The sequence below is a fragment of the Streptomyces sp. DSM 116793 genome (assembly GCF_057320905.1).
Genome location: NZ_CM170494.1, coordinates 1,973,343 through 1,996,945, shown reverse-complemented (window position 1 = coordinate 1,996,945; position 23,603 = coordinate 1,973,343). Strand labels below are relative to the sequence as shown.

The 23,603-nt window shown below is 74.4% G+C and carries 16 protein-coding genes and 1 pseudogene; 6 read left to right on the top strand and 11 right to left on the bottom strand.

Annotated elements, in window-relative coordinates:
• Nucleotides 1-91: 91 nt before the first annotated feature.
• Complete coding sequence (locus tag ACSMXW_RS08340) at nt 92-2,467, bottom strand: FtsX-like permease family protein (RefSeq protein ID WP_485804831.1); 2,376 nt, start codon at nt 2,465-2,467, stop codon at nt 92-94.
• Nucleotides 2,468-3,186: 719 nt separating this feature from the next.
• Here ACSMXW_RS08340 and ACSMXW_RS08335 point away from each other — a divergent pair.
• Nucleotides 3,187-5,322: a SpoIIE family protein phosphatase gene (locus ACSMXW_RS08335; RefSeq protein WP_485804830.1), complete on the top strand. Its 2,136-nt coding sequence runs from the start codon at nt 3,187-3,189 to the stop codon at nt 5,320-5,322.
• A gap of 134 nt (nt 5,323-5,456) precedes the next feature.
• On the opposite strand, the gene ACSMXW_RS08330 is transcribed toward ACSMXW_RS08335, so the two are convergent.
• The gene (locus ACSMXW_RS08330) at nt 5,457-5,810 is read right to left on the bottom strand and encodes a DUF6256 family protein (protein ID WP_485804829.1); all 354 of its coding nucleotides are present in this window, start codon (nt 5,808-5,810) and stop codon (nt 5,457-5,459) included.
• Nucleotides 5,811-5,868: 58 nt separating this feature from the next.
• Nucleotides 5,869-6,108, bottom strand: coding sequence for a DUF6186 family protein (locus ACSMXW_RS08325; RefSeq protein WP_485804828.1), 240 nt, complete (start codon nt 6,106-6,108; stop codon nt 5,869-5,871).
• 222 nt (nt 6,109-6,330) lie between these two features.
• Between ACSMXW_RS08325 and ACSMXW_RS08320 the strand changes: the two are divergent.
• Both ACSMXW_RS08320 and ACSMXW_RS08315 read left to right on the top strand, forming a co-directional pair.
• A pseudogene (locus ACSMXW_RS08320) lies at nt 6,331-7,233 on the top strand (DNA-3-methyladenine glycosylase family protein); the annotation flags it as partial.
• A gap of 91 nt (nt 7,234-7,324) precedes the next feature.
• A complete protein-coding gene (locus ACSMXW_RS08315) occupies nt 7,325-8,365 on the top strand; it encodes a GNAT family N-acetyltransferase (RefSeq protein WP_485804827.1) in 1,041 nt (346 codons plus the stop codon).
• 30 nt (nt 8,366-8,395) lie between these two features.
• Here the strand turns inward: ACSMXW_RS08315 and ACSMXW_RS08310 are convergent, their stop codons facing one another.
• A complete protein-coding gene (locus ACSMXW_RS08310; protein WP_485804826.1) occupies nt 8,396-9,574 on the bottom strand; it encodes a nitric oxide synthase oxygenase in 1,179 nt (392 codons plus the stop codon).
• 208 nt (nt 9,575-9,782) lie between these two features.
• Here ACSMXW_RS08310 and ACSMXW_RS08305 point away from each other — a divergent pair, with 208 nt between their 5' ends.
• From ACSMXW_RS08305 to ACSMXW_RS08295, 3 genes are all read left to right on the top strand, one after another.
• Nucleotides 9,783-11,483: a DNA-3-methyladenine glycosylase 2 family protein gene (locus tag ACSMXW_RS08305; RefSeq protein WP_485804825.1), complete on the top strand. Its 1,701-nt coding sequence runs from the start codon at nt 9,783-9,785 to the stop codon at nt 11,481-11,483.
• Nucleotides 11,484-11,766: 283 nt separating this feature from the next.
• Nucleotides 11,767-12,330 carry a methylated-DNA--[protein]-cysteine S-methyltransferase gene (locus ACSMXW_RS08300; protein WP_485804824.1) on the top strand — a complete coding sequence of 188 codons (564 nt, stop codon included), beginning with the start codon at nt 11,767-11,769 and terminating at the stop codon, nt 12,328-12,330.
• Nucleotides 12,330-13,574: an MFS transporter gene (locus tag ACSMXW_RS08295; protein ID WP_485804823.1), complete on the top strand. Its 1,245-nt coding sequence runs from the start codon at nt 12,330-12,332 to the stop codon at nt 13,572-13,574. The genes ACSMXW_RS08300 and ACSMXW_RS08295 overlap by 1 nt, the downstream gene beginning before the upstream one ends.
• Here the strand turns inward: ACSMXW_RS08295 and ACSMXW_RS08290 are convergent.
• The 7 genes from ACSMXW_RS08290 to ACSMXW_RS08260 form a co-directional block, all read right to left on the bottom strand.
• Entirely contained in the window at nt 13,514-14,860 is a 1,347-nt protein-coding gene (locus ACSMXW_RS08290) for an alanine racemase (protein ID WP_485804822.1), read from the bottom strand. The two genes, ACSMXW_RS08295 and ACSMXW_RS08290, sit on opposite strands and share 61 nt — an antisense overlap.
• A complete protein-coding gene (locus ACSMXW_RS08285; protein WP_485804821.1) occupies nt 14,860-15,945 on the bottom strand; it encodes an amidinotransferase in 1,086 nt (361 codons plus the stop codon). The genes ACSMXW_RS08290 and ACSMXW_RS08285 overlap by 1 nt, the downstream gene beginning before the upstream one ends.
• Before the next feature lie 82 nt (nt 15,946-16,027).
• The gene (locus tag ACSMXW_RS08280; RefSeq protein WP_485804820.1) at nt 16,028-17,035 is read right to left on the bottom strand and encodes a fatty acid desaturase family protein; all 1,008 of its coding nucleotides are present in this window, start codon (nt 17,033-17,035) and stop codon (nt 16,028-16,030) included.
• Between the two features lie 91 nt (nt 17,036-17,126).
• Nucleotides 17,127-18,398 (bottom strand): hypothetical protein, encoded by a 1,272-nt coding sequence (locus ACSMXW_RS08275; RefSeq protein ID WP_485804819.1) that lies wholly within the window; start codon nt 18,396-18,398, stop codon nt 17,127-17,129.
• Nucleotides 18,395-19,606, bottom strand: a complete 1,212-nt coding sequence (locus tag ACSMXW_RS08270; RefSeq protein WP_485804818.1) for a metallopeptidase TldD-related protein — start codon at nt 19,604-19,606, stop codon at nt 18,395-18,397. The genes ACSMXW_RS08275 and ACSMXW_RS08270 overlap by 4 nt, the downstream gene beginning before the upstream one ends.
• A 1-nt stretch (nt 19,607) precedes the next feature.
• On the bottom strand, nt 19,608-21,977 hold the full coding sequence (locus tag ACSMXW_RS08265) for a B12-binding domain-containing radical SAM protein (RefSeq protein WP_485804817.1): 2,370 nt from the start codon (nt 21,975-21,977) through the stop codon (nt 19,608-19,610).
• A complete protein-coding gene (locus ACSMXW_RS08260) occupies nt 21,974-23,392 on the bottom strand; it encodes a radical SAM protein (protein ID WP_485804816.1) in 1,419 nt (472 codons plus the stop codon). The genes ACSMXW_RS08265 and ACSMXW_RS08260 overlap by 4 nt, the downstream gene beginning before the upstream one ends.
• Between the last annotated feature and the right edge of the window lie 211 nt (nt 23,393-23,603).

Below are 23,603 nucleotides of genomic sequence, written 5' to 3'. Positions count from 1 at the left end.
CGGCTCCCCGGCCGCGGTCGGCGTGCGCGGGCGACGGCACGACCGGGGCGCGCGCCCGACGTGCCGGGGCCGGCGAGGTGCCGGCGGTGTGTCACTCGGTCTGGAGGCCGTCGGGACGCACCAGCCGCAGGAGCGGTGGCATGGTGCACAGGGTGATCCCGAGGACGGCCAGGGCTCCGGTGGCAGCGAACGGGACGAAGGCGGACCACTGCTGTACGGGTTTCGCGACCACGCGCAGGACGAGGACCCCGAGGGCCAGGCCGCCGCCGGTGGCCAGGACGGTGCCGAGGACGACGGGGACCGCGGTCTGCCACAGGACCGACAGGGCCAGGGTCCGCCGGCGGGTGCCGAACGCCACGAGCGTCGACAGCATGCGCCTGCGTGCGCGGAGTTGTTCGATCTGCGAGACGAGCATGCTGGCGGCGATGACGGCGAGGGTGGTCGCGCTCCCGGCCAGGATGCCCGTCTTGACACTGGTGTACTGCTTGTCCCGCGTGGTCTGCATCAGGGCGACGACACTGATCCCGGGACTGGCGCGCGCCGCGGTGTTGCGGACGTACTCGGCGGCGTCGGCGACCCTGCCGTCCGTTCGGACGGCGACCGTCGTGGTGGCGTGCGGCAGCCGCTGCGGGCTCAGGGCTCCCGGAGTGGCCAGCACGCCGGGGTGGTACTCGCCCATCGGGTCGGGGCGGGCGGTCACCTGCGGGGTGGAGGCCGGCAGCCGCCACAGCCGGTGGCCCGCCGGCCCGGTCCCGTCCGCATCCAGATCCACCATGCCGCCGGGTACGGCCGTATCGGTGACCTGCCGGTCCTCCGGATGATGTCCCGGCGCCCGGGCCACGAAGGAGTCGCCGTCCCGGCAGGCGGGCAGGGTGGCGAGCTTCCGCAGGGTGGCGCAGTCCGCCACCGTCAGGGTGGTCAGGGCGGGGATGCCGCCGGTGTCGGCCGGCTTGCGGATGTACGTCTCCGTGACGGTCAGGACGTCTGTGACACCTTTCGTGTGTTCCAGACCGGTGGTGAGCCGCTCTGTGATCGGCCGGCTGCCGAACGGCAGGGAGAGCGTCATGTCTGCCTGCCTGGTGTTCGCTCCCGCCGACGTCCTGAGGTGGCGGAAATCCTCCTGCATCCCGCCCAGGGCCATCTGGAGCGCGATGGCGCCGGCCACGGCGACGGTGACGCCCGTGAGCGGGCGTGTCGCGAAGCCGCTCTCGAGTTGCAGCCGGCGGACGGCGAGCTGCCAGGAGACCGGGCCGGCGTGCAGACGGCCGACGACGACCTCGACCAGCCAGGGCAGGAGCCCGGTGAGGCCGATCAGAATGCACACCGCTCCCAGGGCGACGGGGACGGGGCTGGCCGACCCGCCCTCGGGGCTGACGGTGTGCACGGCCAGCAGCAGTACGACTCCGACGACCGGCATCACCAGCCGCCACCCCAGGCGACGGCCCCGGGGCCTGGCCAGCCGTGTGACGCTCAACGGCTCCATCGTCACCGACCGCAGGGCGATCTGGGTGGCGAAGACGGCGGCCGCGGGAACGGCCAGGAGCGTTGCCGCGGCGAGCGCCGGGACGGGGACCACGTCGGAGGGGAAGGCGCTCACGCCCCACAGGCGCACGGCGCCCGCGTACATCCGCACCACCGAGAAGAGGGCGGCGCCCACCGCCAGCCCGCAGACGGCGGCGAACAGCGACTCCCCGGACGCGATGCGCCGGACCGCCCGGGCGTCCATGCCCAGCAGCCGCAGGGTCGCCAGCCGCCGGTCCTGGCGTTCCCCGCCGAAGCGGACGGCGGTGCCGATGAAGATGATCACCGGCACCAGCAGGACCACGCACACGAGGGTGATCAGCACGAGGAGCATCGGGTTGAGCGGCTGCCGGGCCTCGGCGTGCCCGTAGCGGTCGGAGCGTATGGCGCCGCGGTCCGTGGACAGGGACGAGCTGCCGGCGTAGTAGAGCAGTTCGCCGGGCTGCACCAACCCGGCCTCGGCCACGGTGCCCACGTCCCGGTAGCCGATTCGGCCCCGGAGGAGGGCGCCCGCGTCCGAGTGCAGGAGGTCGCGCAGGGCCGGCGAGACGACCATCTCGCCGGGGGCCGGAATCCGCCGCACTCCGGGCGGGGGCGGTGTCCTGTCCCCGTCGGGCTGGATCAGCTCCCCGGTCACGGTGTCGCCGCGGAAGACGGTGGAGGTGTCCAGGCGCAGGAAGCTGTGGTCGCTGCGGCCCACGGACGCTTCGGACGTCGCGTTGGCGGTCTGGCGCGCCTCTTCGCGGGCCGTCCGGGCGTCGAGAAGGGAGGGGACCGACGCGGCGCAGAGCATCAGAAGGACGCCGAGCCCGGCTCCGACGGCGGTGAGCAGGGTGCGTGTCCACCCTTCGCGCCCGCCTGTGCAGGCGAAGCGGGCGCCCATGAGGAGGTCGCGCACCCATATGCGCGGCCGCCGGGCGGTCCTGAGGCGGCGTCGGCTGGGCATGGGGAACCCCGGCTTTCCTGGGACGGGCGACGGCGGACGATGACGGGGCGACGACCCCGCATCCCCACTATACACACAGTTCATAGTGGGGCCTCTGTGCCGGTTTCCATCGGCCTGCCCCCGGAACGCGCGGGTGCGCGGGAGCGGGCTCTTGGGTGCACCGGGTGGTCGGCGTGCCTGCCGGACAGGCCGACGCGGACCGCCCCCGACGCTGATCGCGGCGGGGGTGGGCGAGTGGTCGGGTGGGTCCACGGCCGGGTGGTCTGGTGCCGCGTCCGGGGTGGATGCACGGGCGGAGGGGGATTGTGTGCGGGTCATCCGGGCGGCGACGGGTTGCCGCACCGCACCCGCACGGAGCGTGTGTGTGCGTGCACGGCAGGTCGTGCCGGGCGGGTCGCCGGGATGGTCACGGGGTGTATCCGTGGTGTTCACCCGGCGGCCGTGGGCGCACACCCGTGCGGGGCCGGGTGTGCGGCCGCGCGGATCGGTAGAGGAATAGCGGCAAATGGGCGTATTCTTGGATACTTCCAGATGGTTTCCGGCTTGCGGTGACGGGGCTCCTGGGTGAGCCGGGGAACCGGTGGCCGGCCGGGAGCGCACCGTGGGGCCCGGCTCCGGTGCCGCCGCGGAGGCCCGGCCGGCGCGGGGCCGGACAGGAGGGCGGTCGGACGAGCGGGGCGGCGGTCCGCGAGGACGGTGCTGACGGAGGCGGTAGTCCGGTGTTCGGGTACGAGGAGAGCGCCACGACGCAGGAGGGCGCGACCGTCCTGGACCACGAGGTGCGCGAGCTGGCGCGCGCCGTCGGTGCCCACGTGGTCGCGGGGTACCTGGACGTCCCGCAGGACCGGCTCATCCGGATGACCGTCGTGACGGGGGTGCCCACCCGGATCGCCCGGCCCTGGTCCCGGGTGGCGCGCGCGGCACCGGTTCCGGTGGCGGAGGCCGTGCGCATCCGCCGGCCGGTCTGGCTCAGTGGCCAGCATGATCTGGCGCGCCGCTTTCCGCGCACGGCACTCTCGTTCCCGTACCCCGTCGCCATGTACGTGGCACCGCTGTCCGACGGCGGCGTCTGCTGGGGAGCCGTGCTGCTGCTGTGGCCCGGCACGCGGTCGCCCGAGCTCTCCGCCGACGAGGAACGCACGGTCGGCGACGCCTGCCGCCGCGTGGCACGCGGGCTGCGGCGGGCCGCCGAGGCGGGCGAGCCGGTGCTGCCGCGGCCCGAACCGCTCGCGCTGGAGCCACCGCCGCCGGGGCGCGACGACCTCGTCACCCAGGTCGTCGACCGCCTCCCCGGGGGAGTGTGCGGACTCGACAAGGAGGGGCGCCTGACGTTCCTCGACGACGACGCGTGCGAACTCCTCGGCAGCGGTCCCGGCGCGCTGGTGCACCAGCGCCCCTGGGAGGCCCTGTCCTGGCTGAACGACCCCGCCTACGAGAACGCCTACCTGTCCGCGCTCTTCAGCCGCCTTCCCGCGGGCTTCAGCGCCCGCCGTCCCAACGGCCAGTGGCTGTCGTTCGTGCTGTACGCCGACGACCGGGGGATCACCGTCCGCATCCGGCCCGTCGATCTTCCCGCCGGCGACGGGGAGGTCGTCCAGGTCTCGCCCACCGGCGCCCCGGTCCGTGCCGGCACGCTGTTCCACCTGCTGCACCTGGCCTCGGCGCTCACCGAGGCGGTCAGCACCAAGGAGGTCACCGAGTCGCTCACCGAGCAGATGATGCCCGTTCTCGACGCCCAGGGCTTCGCGCTGCTCACCGCGGAAGAGGGCCGGATGCGCGTCGTCAGCTCCCGGGGCTTCCCCGCCCGGATGGCCGAGTTCTTCGACGGCCTCCCGCTCACCACCCACACCGAGGGTGCGCGCACCATCGAGAGCGGCACCGCCTCGTTCCACTCCGACAGCACCGAACTCCAGCGCGCCTACCCGGGCATCGAACGGTACGGGGACATGGCGGCCTTCGCCTACCTGCCGTTGACCGTCTCGGGCCGGACGATCGGCTGCTGCGTCCTGGGCTACGACCGGCGCCGCCCCTTCGCTCCCGACGAGCGCGCCGAACTCACCTCGCTGGCCGGGGTGATCGCGCAGGCGCTGGAGCGGGCGCGGCTCTACGACAGCAACGCCAGGGCGGCGCGGGGCCTCCAGGCCGGACTGCTGCCGAGCGACCTGCCGCGCCTCACGGGCCTGCGCACCGCCGCCCGCTACCGGCCGGCCACCAGCGCCCTGGACGTCGGCGGTGACTTCTACGACCTGATCCGGCTCGACGACGCCACCGCGGCCGCCGTCATCGGCGACGTCGAGGGACACAGCGTGCAGGCGGCCGCCCTGATGGGCCAGGTCCGCACCGCCGTGCACACCCACGCGCAGGTCGGCGCCCCACCCGGCGAGGTCCTCGCACGCACCAACCGCCTCGTGGGCGACCTGAACACCGAACTGTTCATCAGCTGCCTCTACGCGCAGATCGACCTGCGGCACCGGCGTGCCCTCCTCGCCATGGCGGGGCACCCGCCACCGATCCTGCGGCGGCCGGACGGCCGTACCGAGGTTCTGGACCTGCCGCCCGGCCTCCTCCTCGGCATCGAGCCGGACACGGTGTTCCGCACCACCGAGATCCCCCTGCCGCCGGGCAGCCTCCTCGCGCTCTACACCGACGGCCTCATCGAACGGCCCGGCACCGACCTGAGCGACGGCGTCGGCGCACTCGCCGACCGCATCGCCCGGGCACCGGCGGGCCCCCTGGGCGTCCTGTGCGACGGGCTCGTCCGCAGCGTGGAGCGGGCGGTGACGGACGAGAACAGCGACGACATCGCCCTCCTCCTCCTTGAGACGGGTGACCCGGTACCACCCCACCGCGTGTGACGGCGCAAAAGCCCCGGTGGCTTCCCGACTGCTTCCGCCGGTCCGCCGGCCCGCATCCTGAGCCGGGTGTCCCACCTCACGCGCCCCTCGCGGGCCGCCCGCCTTCCCGGGTGGCCGGGTGATGGCCGGCGCGCTCACCGCCGGGGTCTGCGCCACGACCGCCGCCGCACGGCCCGCACCACCCAGGAGACGAGGAGGAGCACCGGCAGGGTGACCCCCACCAGCGCCGCGGCGCCCTCGGCCGCACGGGCCAGGAACGCGCCACCCTCGTGCGCCACACCGTGGTAGTAGGCGATGATCACGACCATCAGGAGCACATATCCGCCGACCGCGGTGCCCGCCACCTGGCGGATCAGGCCCGGCCACCCCCGCCGCACGGCGGCCGGCGTGAGGCGCCGGGACGGATGCCGGGGCTCGGACGGACGCCTGTACAGGATGTACAGGCCGAGGGCGAGGTATCCCATCGTCAGCAGATAGCCGATCAGCATGATCGCGACGTTCAGCGATACCGGAAGCACGGCAGGACCGCCCCGTCCCCGCCGCGGACTATCGCACGGGGTCCCTGAGCAGGAACTGCCAGCCGCTCACGAAGGTGTGCCAGCCGAACCAGAGCCACAGCGCGAAGAGGGTCCACCGGCCCGCGGGATAGCGCATGACGCCGGCCAGCGCGTCGCTGAGGGTGGGGTAACCGTCGCCGATGCGCATCAGGCTGATGCCTTCCCAGGCGAAGACGGCGCCGAACAGGACCGCCCAGACGAGGTACCCGATCACCGGGTGCTCTGCCACCGCGACCTCCCACAAGTGTGTGCGCGTGCGCACCGCCCGGCGCCTCCCGGGCGGGCGGTCCCTCGATCATCCGCCACGGTGCGCCGAAGACCCGGAAGCGACGCGGCACCGGCGGGCGGCCGTGCGCGCTCCGGCACGGGCCGGCCGGGCCTGAATCCGCTCACCCACACGTGTGCCGCCGGCCGCGCCCGGGGTGCCGCGCCCGATACTGGGGCGGTGTTCGCTTCCCTGCGGTTGGAGTACCGGGCGCCGCTCTGCCCGGACAATCTCTTCGGGCACCTCGTGGCCACCGCCACGCCGGGGGTGGAGGAGTGGCGTGCCGGCGCCTACCGGCGGACGCTGCGGCTGCCCGGTGGGTACGGGATCGTCTCGCTGCGCCCCATGGACGGGTATGTCGGCTGCGACCTCACCCTGACCGACCGGCGCGACCTGCCCGTCGCCGTGCGGCAGTGCCGCTGGATGCTCGACCTGGACGCCGACCCGGTGACCGTCGACGGGCACCTGCGCGCCGACCCGCTGCTCGCGCCGCTCGTCGCCCGCAGTCCGGGGCGCCGGGTGCCGCGGACGAGCGATCCGGCCGAGTTCGCCGTACGGGCCGTCCTCGGGCAGCAGGTCTCCACCGCCGCCGCACGCACCCTCGCGGGCCGGCTCGCCGCCGCGCACGGCGAGCCCGTCGACGACCCGCACGGCGGGCTCACCCGGCTGTTCCCCGAGCCGGCCGCGCTGCTGAAGCTCGACCCCGACGCCCTCGCCATGCCGCGGTCGCGCCGTGCCACCCTCGTCGCCCTCGTCTCCGCGCTCGCCTTCGAGGACGTCGCCCTCACACCGGGCGGCGACCCGGCGCGGGCACGGGCGGCGCTCGCCGCGCTGCCCGGGGTGGGGCCCTGGACGGTCGAGATGATCGCCATGCGGGCGCTGGGCGACCCGGACGCCTTCCTCGCCACCGACCTCGGCATCCGGCTGGCGGCCAAGGCGCTGGGGCTGCCCGGCACGCCCGCCGCGCTGACCCGCAGGGCGCGGGCCTGGCAGCCGTGGCGCGCCTACGCCGTGCAGTACCTCTGGGCGGTCGACGACCACCCCGTCAACCGTATGCCCGACGCCCCGTCCGGGCCGACGCCCGGCTGAAATCCTCGCCGGTACGGGGATACCGGCGACCGGCACTGCGAGAATGCCCACGCTCCGTCCGGGGCGTTCGAACGGCGCAGGAAGGGAAACCATGGAAATCGTCGACGATTTCGGTTTAACCGTGGCGGCCATCGAGCCCGAGGACCTGGACCGGGAAGTCGCCCCCTGGACCCGTCTCGACCGCCCGGTCCCGGTCGTCCGTATGATGAATCCACCACCCGCGACCTGGGACGAACTCGCCCGCCGCGGATTCGTCCGGAAACCCGCCACGCTCACCTGGCTGGCCCGGCTCGGAGCCGACGAGGAATCCTTTCTCGCCGGAATTCCGCACAAGAGCCGTCAGTACGTCCACCGGGCGCGCCGCCGCATGGCGGCGCAGGGCGTCCGGGAGGTCGTGGAGGACCGGGTGACCCCCGACAGCCTCCACAGGTTCCTGGACCTGTACGAGGCGCAGGTCGGCGCGATGCGGTACGGGGTGGCGTTCGCGCGCCGCTTCACCACGGCCATCCTGGAGGGCCCGGAGAAGTACTTCGGGGTGTTCCTGCGCCGCGACGGGGAACTGGTCGGCGGCTGCCTGGCGCTGGAGAGCCCGGACGAGAGCGCGATCCGCGTCCGCTGGTCCGCCGTCACCGAGGCCGCCAGGAAGGCGGGTTACCCGCGCGCCGTGTACTGCACCGCCATGCAGGTGGCCCGCGAGAAGGGGTACGCGTGGGCGACCCTGGGCGACGACCCGAACCTCTACGGGCACCTGGCCCAGCCGGGCCTGTTCACCTTCAAGAGCCGGATGGGCTTCACGGCCGTGGCCTCCCAGGACTTCGGCGACCCCCATGCCTGGGACGAGGCCGACCTGGTGCTGTCGCTGGACGCGCTCTCGGCTCCGGCGCTCATGCTCGAGTACGCGGACGGGACCGGGCTCGCGTCCGGGGCGTCCGGGGCGTCCGGCCCGCCCGGGGCCGGAGCGGGGACCGCCGCGGCTGCCGGGACCGCCGCCGCGGGCTCTGGCGCGGTGCGGGGCCGCCCGGCCCGGCACCCCCTGCGGGCCCGGCTCGTCATCGACGCACCGGTCGACGTCCGGCAGTTCTCCGCGCCGTTCCTGTCGGGAATGGTGGTGGAGCCGGCGGCCCGGGGCTGAGCCGGGTGCCAGGGCCTGCGCGGCGCGCCGTCATCCGTGCGGCACCGGGCAGCTGCGCGCCGGCGCCCGGGCGCCGACGCGCGGGTCCGGCTGCGGGGCGATGCCCTCGGCCCGCAGCCGGGCCGCCTCGTCGAGGTGGAAGTCGGGGCTGGGGCGCCCCTCGTCGTAGTAGCGGTGGAAGACGGGGGTGAGGGCGCCGGACATCGGCGGCACGATCCACGACCAGTCGGCCGGGCAGGACCGGCCCGCAAGCTCCTCCCTGGCCAGGTGCTTGAGGAACCGCTCGGACTCCGTGTGGTGGTCGGCGATGGTCACACCGGCGCTGTCGAAGGAGTGCAGGACGGCGCGGTTGACCTCCACCAGGGCCTGGTCGCGCCAGAGCGTGCGGTCGGCCGAGGTGTCCAGGCCGAGGCGGCGGCCCACCTCCGGCAGGATGTCGTAGCGGTCGGCGTCGCAGAGATTGCGGACGCCGATCTCCGTGCCCATGTACCAGCCGTTGAAGGGCGCCGCGGAGTAGGAGATGCCGCCGATGCGCAGCCGCATGTTGGAGATGGCGGGCACGGCGTACCAGCGCAGGCCGAGCTGGGCGAACCAGCCCAGGGAGGGGTGGGCGAGCGGGACCTCCAGGATGTCCTCGCGGGGGATCTCGAAGAGGCGCGGGCCCTCCTGTCCGGCCTCGATGACGAGGGGCAGCACGTCGAATGGACCGCCGGGGGGCCGCCAGCCGAGGCGGGTGGCGAGCTCGGTGAGGCCGTAGCCGCGCGGGTCGCCGGTGTAGCCGCCCTCGAACCTGAGGTGGCCGGCGTACCGGACGAGTTGCTCGTTCCAGATCCGTACGGGCGGCCCGGACGCGCCATTTGGACCGAAGACGGTGATGACCGGGCGGATCCGGCCGCCGTTGGTGGCGGTGCGCAGGTGGGCGATGCACTCGGCGGCCACGCCGGCGGCGTCCGTCACGTGCCTGCGGTCGCGCACCTGGAGGCTCTGCCAGTAGAGCCGGCCGATGCAGCGGGCGGAATTCCGCCATGCCACGCGTGCGCCGAAGGCGAGTTCCTCGGGCGTGTGCGTGTACGAGCCGGTTTCGGCGATCCGCCGGCGCACCTCGGCGAGGCGGGGGTACAACAGATCGGAGCGGTTGATTTCCCGGTGATACAAGCGGATGAACGCCTCCGCCTCACCGGGGTCGACCGCGAATTCCCCGGGGCGCATTCCGCCTCCCCCCTGACGGGCTGTCATCGGACTTCCTCACTGCGGCCTTTCGGCCGGCCGGTACGGCGGTGCGGGACATCCTGAGCGGGTTCTGGCCCTCGATCATTGTAATTTCCCCACCCCTTGCCGGCCATGCCGTACCGCGCTCCGGATCACCTGGTCCGATTCCCGCCAGACGCGGTAGGGGATTTGCGGTAAGAATGTCGGAGTGCTGGATTTCGACACCTGCTACCGGGCCATGGCCAGCAGGGACACCCGCTTCGACGGGACCTTCTACGTGGCGGTCACGACGACGGGCGTCTACTGCCGCCCGGTGTGCGGCTCGCGCACGCCGAAGCCGGAGAACGTCCGCTTCTTCCGGATCGCCGCGGCGGCCGAGGCGGCCGGGTTCCGGGCCTGCCGGCGCTGCCGCCCCGAGTCCCACCCCTCCTCCCCGGAGTGGAACGCCAGGGGCGACCTGGTCGCCCGGGCGCTGCGGCTCATCGCCGGCGGCGCGGTGGACGAGATAGGGGTGGCGGGGGTCGCGCGGCACCTCGCGGTGAGCGAGCGCCACCTGCACCGCCAACTCGTCGCGGAGGTCGGCGTCGGACCGCTCGCCCTCGCCCTGAACCGCCGCAACCAGGTGGCACGGCTGCTGATCGAGTCCAGCTCGCTGCCCCTGCTGGACGTCGCCTTCGCCGCCGGGTACTCCAGCATCCGCCAGTTCAACGACGGCTTCCGCGCCGCCTTCGGCTGCTCGCCGCGGGAGTTGCGCCGAGCCGGGGCGGGGCGCGGCGGCGCGCGGGCCGGGGCGCCCGGCCCACGCTCCTCGACGCCGGGCGCCGGCGCGGCCCCCGGCGCGACGGCCGGGCCGCTGACGCTCCGGCTGCGCTACCGCCCTCCGCTCGCGGCGGGCGCCCTGCTCGCCTGGTTCCGGGAGCGGGCGCTGCCCGCCGTGGAGGAGGTCGGGGACCTCCGGCTGTGCCGGACCCTGCGGCTGCCGCGTGGCAGCGGCCGCGCCGAGCTCGACCTCACCGGCTGCCGGCCGGACCGCGAGACGAAGCAGCACCAGGTGACGGTGCGCCTGTGGCTCTCCGACCTGCGGGACGTGACCGCCGCGGTCCGGCGCTGCCGCGACCTCCTCGACCTCGACTCCGACCCCGCCGCCGTGGCCGAGGCGCTGGGCCCCGCCCCCTGGCTGGGCCCGCTGGTCCGGGCCAGGCCGGGCCTGCGTGTGCCGGGCTGTGCGGACGGCTTCGAGACCGCGGTCCGGCTGCTCGCCGACCAGTACCTGCCCCGCGCCGGGGCCAGGGAGCTGTGCGGCTGGCTGGCGGCCCGCTACGGTGAGCCCCTCACCGCACCCGACGGCGCCCCCGCCACCGTTTTCCCGCCCGCCGGGGCGCTGGCCGAGACCGACATCGCGGCCGACCTGGCGGCCGGCCCGACCGCCGGGGGCGCCGACGCCGCGGCGGACGGCCACCCCGGGACCGGCGCCCCTGCTGCCGCGGACCTCCACGCCGCGTGCGCCGCCGTGCGCGCCCTCGCCGGTGCCGTGGCCGACGAGAAGCTGAGCCTGGAGCGGGACGCGGACCGTGCGGCGGCCGTCGCCGCGCTGCTCGCACTGCCCGGCGTCGAGCCCTGGACCGTCCAGCGGATCGCGATGCACGTCCTGGGCGACCCCGACGCGTTCGACCCGTCCGATCCGGTGGTGCGGGCGGCGGTCCGGACCCTGCCCGGACCGTACGGGTCGCCGCCGGACCCGGCCGGGGCGTCCGGCTCGCCGTCCGGGGCGTCCGGCGCCCCGCCCGACCCGGCCGGCCTCCGCCGCGCCCTGGAGGAGCAGGCCCACCGCTGGCGCCCCTGGCGCTCCTACGCCGTCATGCACCTGAACTCCGCCGTCCGGCCGCCCGCCGACCACCACTCCCACTGAGACCCGCCACCGCCCACCCTCTCCGCTGCCCCACCGCCCGTACCCTCCGCTGCCGACCACCGCCTCCGCTGCCCCCCGACCGCCCCTCCGCCGCCGTCCCGCACATCCGGCCCCGGCACATTCCCGGCCCCCGCACCTCCCGGCCCCCGCACACCCCGGCCCCCACGTCGCGGCTCCCGCGGGGCCCACGTCCCGCGGCCCAGGACCCGCACATCCCGGGCCCGGCGTCCCCACGCCCGGGGCGCCCGGTCACCGTTTTCTCCGCTCGAAAGGCACGCGCACGATGGACACCGCGACGGCGCCGACGCCGCTCGGCCCGTTCAGCATGATCACCCTGGCGGGCGGCATCGTCGCCGCCGGCTTCACCGACGACCCCCAGACGCTGCTGGCGGAGCTGCCACCGCCCCACCGGGGCGCCTCGCCGCGGCGCAGCGGCGCCCTGGAGCCGTATGTGGCGGCGGTGCGCGCCTACTTCGACGGTGCCGTGCGGGCGCTGGACGACCTGCCCGTCGTCCAGTTCGGCAATGACTTCCGGCTGGCCGCCTGGCGCGAGATGCGCCGCGTCGCGCCGGGCACGTCCGTCAGCTACCGGGAGCTGGCCGAGCGGGCCGGCCGGCCCGGCGCGGCCCGCGCGGCGGGCGCGGCCTGCGCCTGCAACCTGGTCCCGCTGATCGTCCCCTGCCACCGGGTCCGCCGCACGGACGGCACCCTCGGCGGCTACTACTACGGCCTGGACGTCAAACGGTGGCTGCTCGCCCACGAGCGGCGCGAACTGCTGCCGGCCGCACCGGCACCCACCGCCCTCGCCAGGCCGGCCGCTGCCGGGCAGGAGGTGCGGGGGCTGTGATGGCGTATCTGCGGCTGCTGGGCTCGGGGGACTTCGGCCGGGTCTGGTTCGGCGCCTCCGTGTCGCTGCTCGGCGACGGGATGACGCTGCTGGCGCTGACCTGGCTCGTCCTGGACGACGGCGGCACCGCGCGGCTCAGCCTGCTCGGGGTGTGCCTCACCGCTCCCGTGGTGCTGGGCGGGCTCGCCGTCGGGCCCCTGCTCGACCGGTTCGACAAGCGCACCGTGCTGATCGCCGACAGCGTCTTCCGCGCGGCGTGCGTCGCGTCGGTGCCCCTCGCCGCGGCCCTGGGGGACGTGCCGACGGTGCTGCCGTTCGCCGTCGCCGTCGTCTACGGGCTGCTGAAGATGGTGCCGCTCGCCGGGTTCCCCGCGGCGATCCCGCAGTTGGTCGAGGAGTCCGAGCTGGACACGGCGAACGCCCTGGAGTCGCTGAGCTTCAGTGTCTCCACCGTGGTGGGCCCGGCGCTGGCCGGTGTGCTCGTCGGCGTGCTGGGCGCGCCCAACGTGCTGCTCATCGACGCCGTCACCTACCTGCTCTTCGCGCTCGCCGTGGCGACCGTGTGCCGCCCGCTGGCACCCCCCGGGCGGCACACCGCCGACGGCACAGGCGCGCCCGGCGCGAAGACCTCGGTACGGGTGGTGGGCCGGGACAAGGTGATCATGGCCACCACGGCCGCGTTCATGGCGTTCAACGTCGCCGACGGCATGCTGCTGCTGGTCGTCGGCCCCTGGCTGGCCAAGAACGAGCTGGGCGGGGCCACCTCGCTGGGCGCGCTGACGGCGACGCTCGCCGCCGGCGAGCTGGTGGGCGCGACACTGGCCGGCGGCCGTGCGGGCCGCGGCTCCGTGCGCCGCATCGCGTTCTGCCAGATGGGCGCGGCGCTGGGGTTCCTCGCCGTGCTGGGCGCGCCGCGGGCCGTGCTGGTCGGGACCGGCTACTTCTGCGTGGGCCTGCTGAGCGCGCCGATGACGGTGTGGGCGCAGTCCCTTCGGATGCGCCGCATCCCGCCCGAGATGCACGGCCGGGCCTTCGCCGCGCTGCGCACCCTCATGCAGGGCACCTCGCCCGTGGGCTCGGCCATCGCCGCGCCGGTGCTGGTGCACGGCGGGCTCGGCTGGACCGCCGCGGTGATGGTCACGCTGGCCGGGCTGCCGGGGCTGTGGCTGCTGCGGTACGCGGATCAGGAGGAGACGCCCCGGGCCGGGGCGGCCTTCCCCGACGAGAGCACCGACGTCGCCTGAGCCGTCGCCCGCCGTGCGGCGGGGTGCCCGAGGAAGCCGCGCACCGCGAACTCCCAGCCGTACGCGCCCGCCATGGGGAAGACCACGGCGTCCCCGACCCGCAGCCGGTCCGCGGTGATCCCCCTGGCCAGGATGTCCTCCGGGGTGCACAGCGGTCCCGCCAGCGAGACGGGGGTGTCCCGCAGCTCCGGGCGCGGGCAGGGGTACGGCCACCGCTCGAGAGGCAGCACCGCCGCGTCCACGGCCACCTCCAGCAGGGCGGGCAGCATGAAGTGGTTGATACCGCCGGCCAGCACGGCGAACCACTCGCCGGCCACCCGCTTCAGGTCCGTCACCTGGGCCGCGTACCAGCCGCACTCCGCGACCAGCCAGCGGCCCGGCTCGCACACCACCCGCACCCCGCGCGGCGGCGGGGCGGCGGCCAGCAGCTCCGCGAACCGGTCCAGGTCGAACGGGGGCCCGCCGTGCGGCGGCACGCCGAGACCGCCGCCCACGTCGACCACGCGCAGCCCGATGCCGTGCTCCCGGGCCGCCCGGGCAGCCCAGCGCAGCCGGGAGACCACGTAGGCCGCGTGCCGGTCGGCGTCCAGGTTCCCGGACACCACATGGAAGTGGTAGCCGACCGGTTCGACGCCGGGCAGCCGCCGGGCGGTGGCGACGGCCGCCGGCAGCCGGTCCTCGCCGATGCCGAACTGGGTGGCCCGGCCGTCCATCCGCAGCGCCCCGTCGAGCGGCGACGTCGCGGAGTTCACCCGCAGCACCACCGGCATCCGCCGCCCGGCGCGCCGCGCGACCGCGTTCAGCCGGTGCAGTTCCAACTCGCTCTCGACGCTGACGAACTCGGCACCCGCCCGGACCGCCGCCGCCAGCAGCCGGTCCGACTTGCCGGGGCCCGTGACGATCAGCCGGGCGACACCACCGCCCGCCGCCAGCGCGGCGTCCGCCTCGCTCGACGACGCGACGTCGAAGCCGTCCACGACGGGGGCGAGGGCGGCGAGGACCGGCGGGAAGCAGTTAGCCTTCGCCGCGTAGTACACCTCCGCCCAGCCGGGCAGCCGCGCACGCAGCACGGCCGCCCGGCGGCGCGCCGCCTCCGGCTCGTAGACATAGGCGCACACCGGCTCGTCCGAAGCGGCCGCGAGCAGCGCGCGCACCCGGTCCGCCACCGCGTCCGGCACCGCCCGCGCGGGCAGCGCCGGACGCGGGGCGCCCGCCGACCACTGCTGCGCCGGCCAGGGCACCGGCAGCGGATCGCCCACCCGGTCCCCGGGCACCTGGGCCGCCATCAGAAGTACGACTCCAGGGTGCCCCTGCGCCGGATGTCCAGGGTGGCGCAGTGGAAGGAGCCGCCGAAGACCGTGTAATGCTCGAAGGAGCACGGCACGGGCTCGAAACCCCAGCTCTCGAACGCCTTCAGCAGCGGCGTCTGCGACCGCTCCACCACCACGTGCTCCGGGTCGAGCATGAGCACGTTCACACTGCTCCACCGGCTCATCAGGCCCTGCTCCATGACCGGCGTGACCACCGGCTCCGGCGGGATGAGCACGTCCCACGACCGGAGGACCTCCGGGAGCGAGTCCGGGTCCAGGAACTCCGGGTTGACCAGCACCCTGCCCGGCGCGAGCGGCAGCAGGGAGGTGTCGATGTGCATCGCCCTCGGATAGCGGGAGACGACCTCGTGGACCCGGTACTCCGGGCCGAGGTGCCGCCTGAGCCACTCGACGCCCAGCCGGTTGGTGACATGGCTGCGCTCGATGAACAGGTCCCGGCCGCAGCGCATGATGTCCGCCGCGTCGAAGACCGGCTCGGCCTCCGTCACGAGGAACGCCATGTCCTCGGACCAGGGCGGCACCTCGTAGCCCGGCCGGTACTGGTCGTCCGTCAGCCGCGGCTTGGGTGCCGCCGTCCAGCGGGCGCCGGCCCGGAAGTACTCGGTGAGGAGCCCCCGGTACGGCCACACCTCGAAGTACCGGTTGCGGTCGGCCATCGGCACCTCGATGAACTCGTCCCCGACGACCAGCAGCAGGTCCCGGGGGTTCGCCACCGACATGCCGTTCGCCACCGACCAGCCGGGCGTGGCGAACGGCCGGGAGAAGTCCGGCGGGTCCGGGCGGCGCACGGTGACATGCGCGTCCCGCAGGATCCCGAGGAACTCGTCCAGGCCCTCCTGGGCCTTCTCCACCACGTCCGGCGGCACCGGCGCGCCCCGCGTGCCGGGCGAGGCGGTCAGCCTCTCCCAGGAGGAGGGCGGCACGGTGATCCGGTCGAGCACGTCCCACGAGGACGTCATGGCGCCGTCGACCCGGCCGACGACGACCTCCTGCAGGGGATCCCATTCGTTGAACGTCGACACCACGCCGTTCACGGGCATCGCTCCTTCCTGTGGTCCCTGTGGTCTCTGCGGTCCCTACGGTGGCTGTGGTCCCTGCGGTCCCTGTGGTCGCGGCCCGGCGTCAACGCGTCATGCAGGTCTGCTCGTCGCCCTGGTAGACGATGTCCCCGCGCAGCACCTTGCGGTAGAAGCTCCAGTACGACGGCTCGACGACCTCCACCTTCTCCTCGATCGCGCCGTGCAGCCGGGGCACGTTCACCATGGGGACGCCCTGGTGGTAGTGGTGCGCCGTGTGCAGGTTGTTGTAGTTCGTGATCCACTGCGCGAACCACGAGGCCCTGATGGTCCGGGTGTTGGAGAGCACGTCGGGGTCCGTCTGGGTGTTCAGGCCGAAGTGCTCTGGCAGCTCGATCAGGAAGTGCACGGCCTCGCTGACCAGCAGGATCGGCAGCAGCCACGCCCACACGAAGAACCAGTCCCGGCTCAGGGCGCTCACCGCGGCCGCGCCCGCCACCAGGGCCAGCAGCACCCGGTACTCGTTCTGGATGGCCCGCGTCGCCCTCACCCGGTCCACGCCGGGCAGCGGCCGCCGCAGCAGACCGCGGCCGAGGTTGCGCACGACGTCCGCGTACCGGCCCGGGTGGAAGGCCGCGGCGGCGAAGCCGTGCACGCTGTCCAGACCGCGGAAGCGGTAGTTGAAGAACTCAAGGTTCTTCTCCGTGCCCAGGAACGCATGGTGCCTGAGGTGCTCGTACTTGTAGTGGGAGTACGAGCTGAACATGTACATCCCGCAGACGAAGCCCCACAGGCGGTTGGCCCACCGGGCGCGGAAGGCGTGCTCGTGCAGGCACTCGTGCTGGAGCTCCACCAGGTAGGCGTACATCACGCCGAGCACCGGGACGCAGACGGCGATCGTCACCGGACCGCGCAGTTCCAGCAGGGCGGTGTAGCAGACGACGATGACGCCGAGGGCGAGGGCGATCTTCGCCACGAACCGGCTGGGGCGGCGTTCGAAGTAGGTCATGGGCAGTCCGCGCCGGGTGTCGGCGCCGCGCACCGGCGCGAGCAGGACGTCGTGGAAGCCGTCGAGGTTGAGTGGCTCTTCGTCCCGTGCGGGGGTGGGTGACATGGCGGGTCCTCTCGTGGTTCGGGGTGTGTGTCCTGGTCCGGGGTGTGTGTTCGGTACGTGCATGCGGGTGGGGCGGGTGTGGTCCGGGCGGTCAGAGGGCGAGCGTCCGGCCCGCGGTCAGGGAGGTGCGGACGGTGGGGGCGAGCAGGTAGCGGGCCCGCCCGATGGGGTCGCGGCCGAGCCCCGGCCGCCGGGGCCCGCAGCGCGCCGCGGCCGCGGCCAGCAGTTCCGCCGGTGCGCCGCGCAGCCGCAGCGGCCCGGTGCCGCGCCCCGTTCCGGCGCCGTCGAGGACGCGGTAGGCGGCGGTCCAGTACAGGGCGCCGTCGGGCGAACGGGCCCCTGGGGCCAGGGAGTCGACGACCAGCGCGCGCGGCGGCAGCGCCGCGCGGGGCAGCCGGCCGGCGGCGACGCCCGGCACGTCGCCGGCGGCGAACTCGCCGAAGGTGCCGTGCGGCACCAGCCACAGGGCCGGGTCGCCGAGCAGTTCGGCGGCCGCCGCGAGGTCGGCGGGTGTCCGGCCGCCGGCCGCCTCGTGCGGCAGGACGAGGGTGGCCGGTGTGGTCAGCGTGGCCGGTGTGGACAGCGTGGCCGACGGATACAGCGGATACAGCGGATACGGCGGATACGGCGGAGGCGGCGGGGACAGCGGGAACAGCGGGGACAGGTCGTGGGGCGGATAGGGGGAGGGCGCCGGGGGCGCCGTCCAGTGCGGGGGAGTGCCGCCCCGGTCCTCCAGCACCGCGGCCGTCAGGGCCAGCACGGCGGACGGGCCGAGGACGACGGGGTCGGCGGCGCGGATCTCGTCCGGGTCCGCCGCCCGCACCCAGGGCAGGACGGCGTCCGGGGCGGCCGGGTCGCCTTCCGGAGGGGCCGTGCCGTCTTCGGGTGCGGTCGCATGGCCTCCCGGAGCGGTCGCGTCGTTACCCGGGGCGGCTGCCCCGTCCTCCGGGGCCGGGGCGCCCGACAGGTGCAGGACGTGGTCGCCGTCCCGTACCAGGAGGTAGCCGCGGCTGCGCCTGAGCACCGTGCGTCCGTCGTGGACGACCTCGGTGCCGGTGCGGCCCGCCTCGACGAGCAGCCCGTCCCCGCGCAGCACCGGGCGGGCCTTCTCGGCCAGCAGGCGCCAGGCGCTGCGCGCCCGCTCGGCCGGATCCACGCCGGCACCGCCCCGGGACACCGGCCGTGCAGCCGCCGCCTCGCCGGGCGCCGGTTCCGCGTCCCCGTCGTCCGGCGGGTGGGCGGCAAGCCGCCACCGGCCCGGCTCGGCGGACTCGGCCCGCAGCGCGAGATCGGTCCTCGTCTCGCGACCGTCGGGTGACACCCGTACGGCGGTGTGGCGCCGGATCACGCGGAGCGCGGTCATGGCGCGCACCGCAGCTCGGTGAGCCGGACCGCGGGCGCGCACGTCCCGACGTCGAACAGCATCTGGCGGTCCTTTCCGCACAGGGCGTTGTCGGCGAACTCGCTGCGGTCGCCCAGCTCGACGATCCGGGTCAGGACGTCGGCGCTCTCCCGGACACGGCCGGTCACGTACTCGCCGGTGCGGCGGCCGGAGCGGATCACCTCGCCGAGCACCAGCCGGGCCTCGACGGTGCCGCCGAACCGGATGCCGTCGGCGAGCCGGTGCACGAGCAGGCCGTGCCCGGCGTGCTCCACCAGCTCGTCCAGCGGGGCCGTGCCCGGCCGGCAGACCAGGTTGGACATCCGGGGCAGCGGGCGCTGGAGCACCGACGCGGCGCGGCCGTTGGCGGTGGGCATCGCGCCGGCACGCCGGGCGCTCGCGACGCTGTGCAACTGCCGGACGAGGACGCCGTCGACGACGATCCGCTGACGGCCCAGGCAGGCGATGCCGTCGTCGTCGCGCTCGTAGTGCGCGGGGCCGCCCTCGGCGAGCGGGTCGTCGTCGAGGCAGACCAGGTCGGCGGCGACCCGGCAGCGCAGCCGGTGCCCGAGCACCGGCGTGCCGTCCGGGGCGCCCTCGGCGAAGTGGCCCGCCGCCTCGTGCAGCAGCACACCGGCCGCCTGCGGCGCGAGCACGGCGGGCGCGGCGCCGGCCGTGACCGGCCGGGCCCGGTCCACGGCCGCCAGCAGCCGGTCCGTCGCGTCGAGCGCCGTGGGGTCGGCGAGCCGGCCGGCGCCCGGGCCGCGTCCGCTGCGGCCGACCGGGACGGTGCGGCCGGCGCGGGTGCGGAGGTCCCCGGTGAGCGACCAGACCCGGCGGTGCTGGGGCACCGGCTCGCCCGTGCCCGGCCCGGCGACGATCCGGACCGCGGACGTCTGCGTGTAGTGCAGGCGGGTGCCCGGGCCGAAGCGGGTGCGCAGGGCGGCCAGGGCGGCGGCGACCTCGCCGTGGTCGTCGAGCGGGGCGGGGTCCGGCAGCGGCAGCCGCCAGGGCGCGGGCGGCGGTCCCGAGAAGAGCCGGGCCTTCGCGCCGGGCAGCTCCAGGCGGCCGCCGTGGAACTCGGTGCGGTGGCGGCGCTCCGCACCGCCGCCGGTCGTCAGCACCGCGCCGAGGGCGCGTTCGACGCGGACCACCTCGGCGGTGGGCGGGCGGACCTCTGCGGCCGGCACGTCAGCGCGCCCCCGCCCTGCTCCGGCGGGAGCGCGGCCCTTTCGGCGGCTTGCCCTCGGCGGGGGGCGGGCCGTCGAGCGCGGTGCCGTTGGCCGGGGGCGGGCCTTCGAGGGCCTTGCCCTTGACGGGTGACGGGGTGCCGAGTGCCCTGCCCTTGGCCGGGGCCGGGCCGTCGAGGGTCTTGCCCTTGGCCGGGGACCCGGTGCCGAGTGCCCCGCCCTTGACGGGCGACGGGGCGTCGAGTGCCCTGCCCTTGGCCGGGGGCGGCCCCTCCAGCGCCGTGCCGGTGCCGGAGACCGGGCCGGTCCCCGGCGGGCCGTCCGCCGGGCCCGCCGGCGCGGGGCGGGTGGCCGGGGCCTGCGGCGGCCCCTCCAGCAGGAGCCCCATGCCCGCCAGGGACCGGACCAGACCGAGGCCGCGGTCCAGCGCCCGTTCCGCGTCGCTCCTGCCCGCGGACTCCGGGAAGACCTCGGCGATGAGTTCCCGGGCGGTGCGCCGGCCGTCGGCGCGCTCCAGGAGGGTGCGTGCCGCGCGGCCCAGCTGGATGGTCTCGATCTTGTCGGCGGCGCTCTTCCGCGTCACGACGTACGCGCCGCCGTCCGCGGCCTGCCGGACGGGCTCGCCGCGCAGCAGCTCCTGGAGGTCGTACGGGAACTCCGCGCCGAGGAAGTCCCCCGGCCGCAGCGCGGACTCGGGGCCCACCGTGGACGCGGCGGGGCGCGGCCCCGGGGCCGGGAGGCTCGCGGCGTCGAGGCGCATCATCTCGTAGCGCACCAGCGCGGCGACGGGGCTGTCCTCGATGCCGAGCCGTGCGATCTCCTCCTGGGCGAAGACCAGCAGGTCACGGGGCTCGCACTGGTGGCGGTAGCGGGTGCCGGGGGAGTGCCGGCCGTTGTAGCGCTCGATCCAGGCGACCCAGCGCTCGTACCAGGCGAGCGGGGAGTCGTAGTGGGCGAGCAGCCGGGGCCACAGCGAGGCGAGCACCACCACATGGCCGGAGAGCTCCTCGGCCGCGTCGACCAGGGCCTCGTCGACGTCCGGGCTGGCGAAGCGGTAGTCGGTGCAGAAGATGTCCTTGTGCTCGGCGCGGTACTGCTGGATCTGCGCCATCCGGGACTCGGTCACCGGCGCGTCGTAGTACTCGGCCGGGCGGCTCAGGGTGTTCTCGTACTGCCTGTACATCGGCGACTGGTGGAGCGGGACCAGGGTGAAGAGCTGGCTGCGGCCCTCGCCCTCCTGGAGGAACTGGAAGAACCGGGTCAGCGTCTCGTCGAAGGTCTCGCGGGTCTCGGTGGGGTAGCCGACGATGAAGCCGGTGACGGGGCGGATGCCCGCCTCCCTGGTGGCCCTGACGATCTCCAGGCAGTGGTCGAGATCGAGGTTCTTCTTGATCCACCGCTGCATCCGCGGCGAGCCGCTCTCGATGCCGTAGTAGATCTCCTCGCAGCCCGCGGCGCCCATCTTCTTCAGCAGCTCGGCGTCGATGACGTCGGTACGGGTGCTGCACCCCCAGGTGACGCCGGTGTCACGGGCGATCAGCTCGTCGCAGAAGCGGTGCGTCCAGTTCCGGTCGCAGGTGAAGATGTCATGCGAGAAGTTGACGCTGGTCCGGCCGAACTCGCTGCGGACGTACTCCATCTGCCGGACGATGTCGTCGATGGGGCGCATCCGGAACCGCCGCTCCCAGAACGGCGCGGTGGCGCAGAAGGAGCACTTGAAGGGGCAGCCGCGGCCGACGTCCAGGTAGAGGTTGGCGTCGGTGGTCATGTCGAAGGCGTAGTAGGCGGGCCAGGGCAGCTCGGCCATGTCCTTCACCAGCGGGCGTTCCGGGTTGACCACGGCCTCGCCGCCCCGGCGGTACGTCAGGCCGCGCACGTCGCCCGGATCGCCGCCCGCGTGCAGGGTCTCCAGGAGTTCGGTGAACGTCAGCTCGCCCTCGCCGCGCACGATGAAGTCGGCCCACGGGAAGCGCTCGACGAACTCCGCGCTGATGGGGGTGACGGCGGGACCGCCGAGGCAGATCGTCGTCCCGGGGGAGCGCCGCTTGACGGCCTGCCCGATGAGCACGGTGTGGGAGAGGGAGTCCGCGTCGGTCATCAGGCCGACCAGGTCGTCGCCCGCCGCGAGCACCGCGGCGGCGATGTCGTCGTAGAGGGCGTCGGTGTTGGGGATGGTGCCGTCCACGAGGAGGCGGTTGACCTCGACGACGCCGATGTCGGCGGGGGCGCCCGCGCTGTCCGCGGCGGCCTTGAGGGAGAGCAGGCCGACGGGCACGAAGGTCTGCATGGGCATGGGGTCGCCGGGTCCGGTGTGCAGCGACATGCCGCCGTGGTTGAGGTGCAGGCTGCTGATCAGGCCGACCTTCATCATGACGCCTGCCCGGGCTCGGCTGCGGTGATGTCCGCGACGGTGACGTCTGGGACGGTGACGTCTGCGGTGGCGATGTCCGTGGCGGTGATGTCCGTGGCGGTGACGTCCGCGGCGGGGCGGCGCAGTTCGACGAGCGGCTCGGACATGATGCGCTCGCGGAACAGCTCCTCGCGGCGCAGGATGCTCTGCCGCTGGAACTCGGTGGTGCCGCAGCCGTCGTAGCGGCCGTTGAGGATGCTGGACTGGCTGGGGCAGCGGCCCGTGCAGAAGTACTTGTCCTCGTTGATGGGGCAGCCGTCGCAGGTGTCCTTGTAGTTGTCCCAGGTGATCTTGCGGATGAGCCAGTCCTCGTCGTTCCAGATGTCGGCGAACGGCGTCATCTGCACATTGCCGCCGACGAGCACCTTGTTGCCGGCGCAGGTGCTGCACGGGAACACGTCACCGGACGAGTTGACGTAGCACACACCGCGGCCGCTCATGCAGCGGCGCGTGGCGAAGACCATGGTGTAGAGGAAGTCCAGGACCTTGCCCGCGCACAGGCCGAGGGTCTGGTCCTTCCGGCGCGCCCACTCCTCCTCCTCGATCCAGAAGCGGGCGGTGTTCTCCACGTCGTGGACGGTGCTGGCGAGGTCGCGGTGCAGGGCGCCGCGGCCCATCGGGATGAAGGGCACGCTGCGCAGGCTGATGTCGTTGTCCCGGGCCCAGTCCATGATGACCGGGAGGTCGTCCACGTTCTGGTGCGTGGTGGTGGTCATGATGCTGGTGTTGAAGCCGCGGTCGCGCAGTTCGGCCAGGCGGCGGGTGACGTAGGAGAACTCGCCCTCGTTGCGGTACTTCCCCTCGCCGTGCAGGCCGTCGATGCTCATGCTGACGATGACGTCGTCCTGCGGGAGCCGCTCGATGAGGCCCTCGGTCAGCGTGGTGCCGTTCGTGGGGATCCCGACGACGAACCCGAGGTCGTGGGCGCGCTGCACGATGGCGCTGAAGTCGGGGTGGATGGTGGGCTCGCCGCCGGTGACGATGAGGGAGAAGACGCCCATGGCGGCCCACTCGTCGAGCAGTTCCATGATCCGCTCGGTGCCGATCTCGGTGCTGCGCGCCTTTCCGCCCTCGACGAAGCAGTGCGGGCAGCGGAGATTGCAGGTGCGGGTGATCTCCAGCCAGACCATGGCGGGCGCGCGGAAGTGGAATCCCGTGTCGACGGAGAGGCGGTCGATGAGGTGGTCCGAGCAGCGTTCGGGGGGTTCTCCCGCGCGCAGCAGCGGTTCCACGCCGTCGTCGTACATGGCCATCGAGCCGTCCGGGAACGCGGCCAGCCAGCCGAAGTCCTCCCGGCGGTAACGGATGAGCGGGCGGGCTTTCGCCGGGAGCCGCCGGGCGTATTCGGGCGTGCAGGCCGCGATATTCTGCAACAACGTACCCCTCCAGGAGCCGGAATCCTTCAGAAACCTGAACGTGCCGTGGTGGACATACCGCTGGTGCGCCGGCGTGACAATGGGAGCGTGAATTCGGGGGCGCGGTGAGCGGTGCGTGGAATGCGCGGGCGCGTATGTGTGGATGGAATGCACGGGGGTGGACCCGAGGTGGTCGGAATGCGCGGTGAGACCGCCCCTTCGGCCGGTGCCG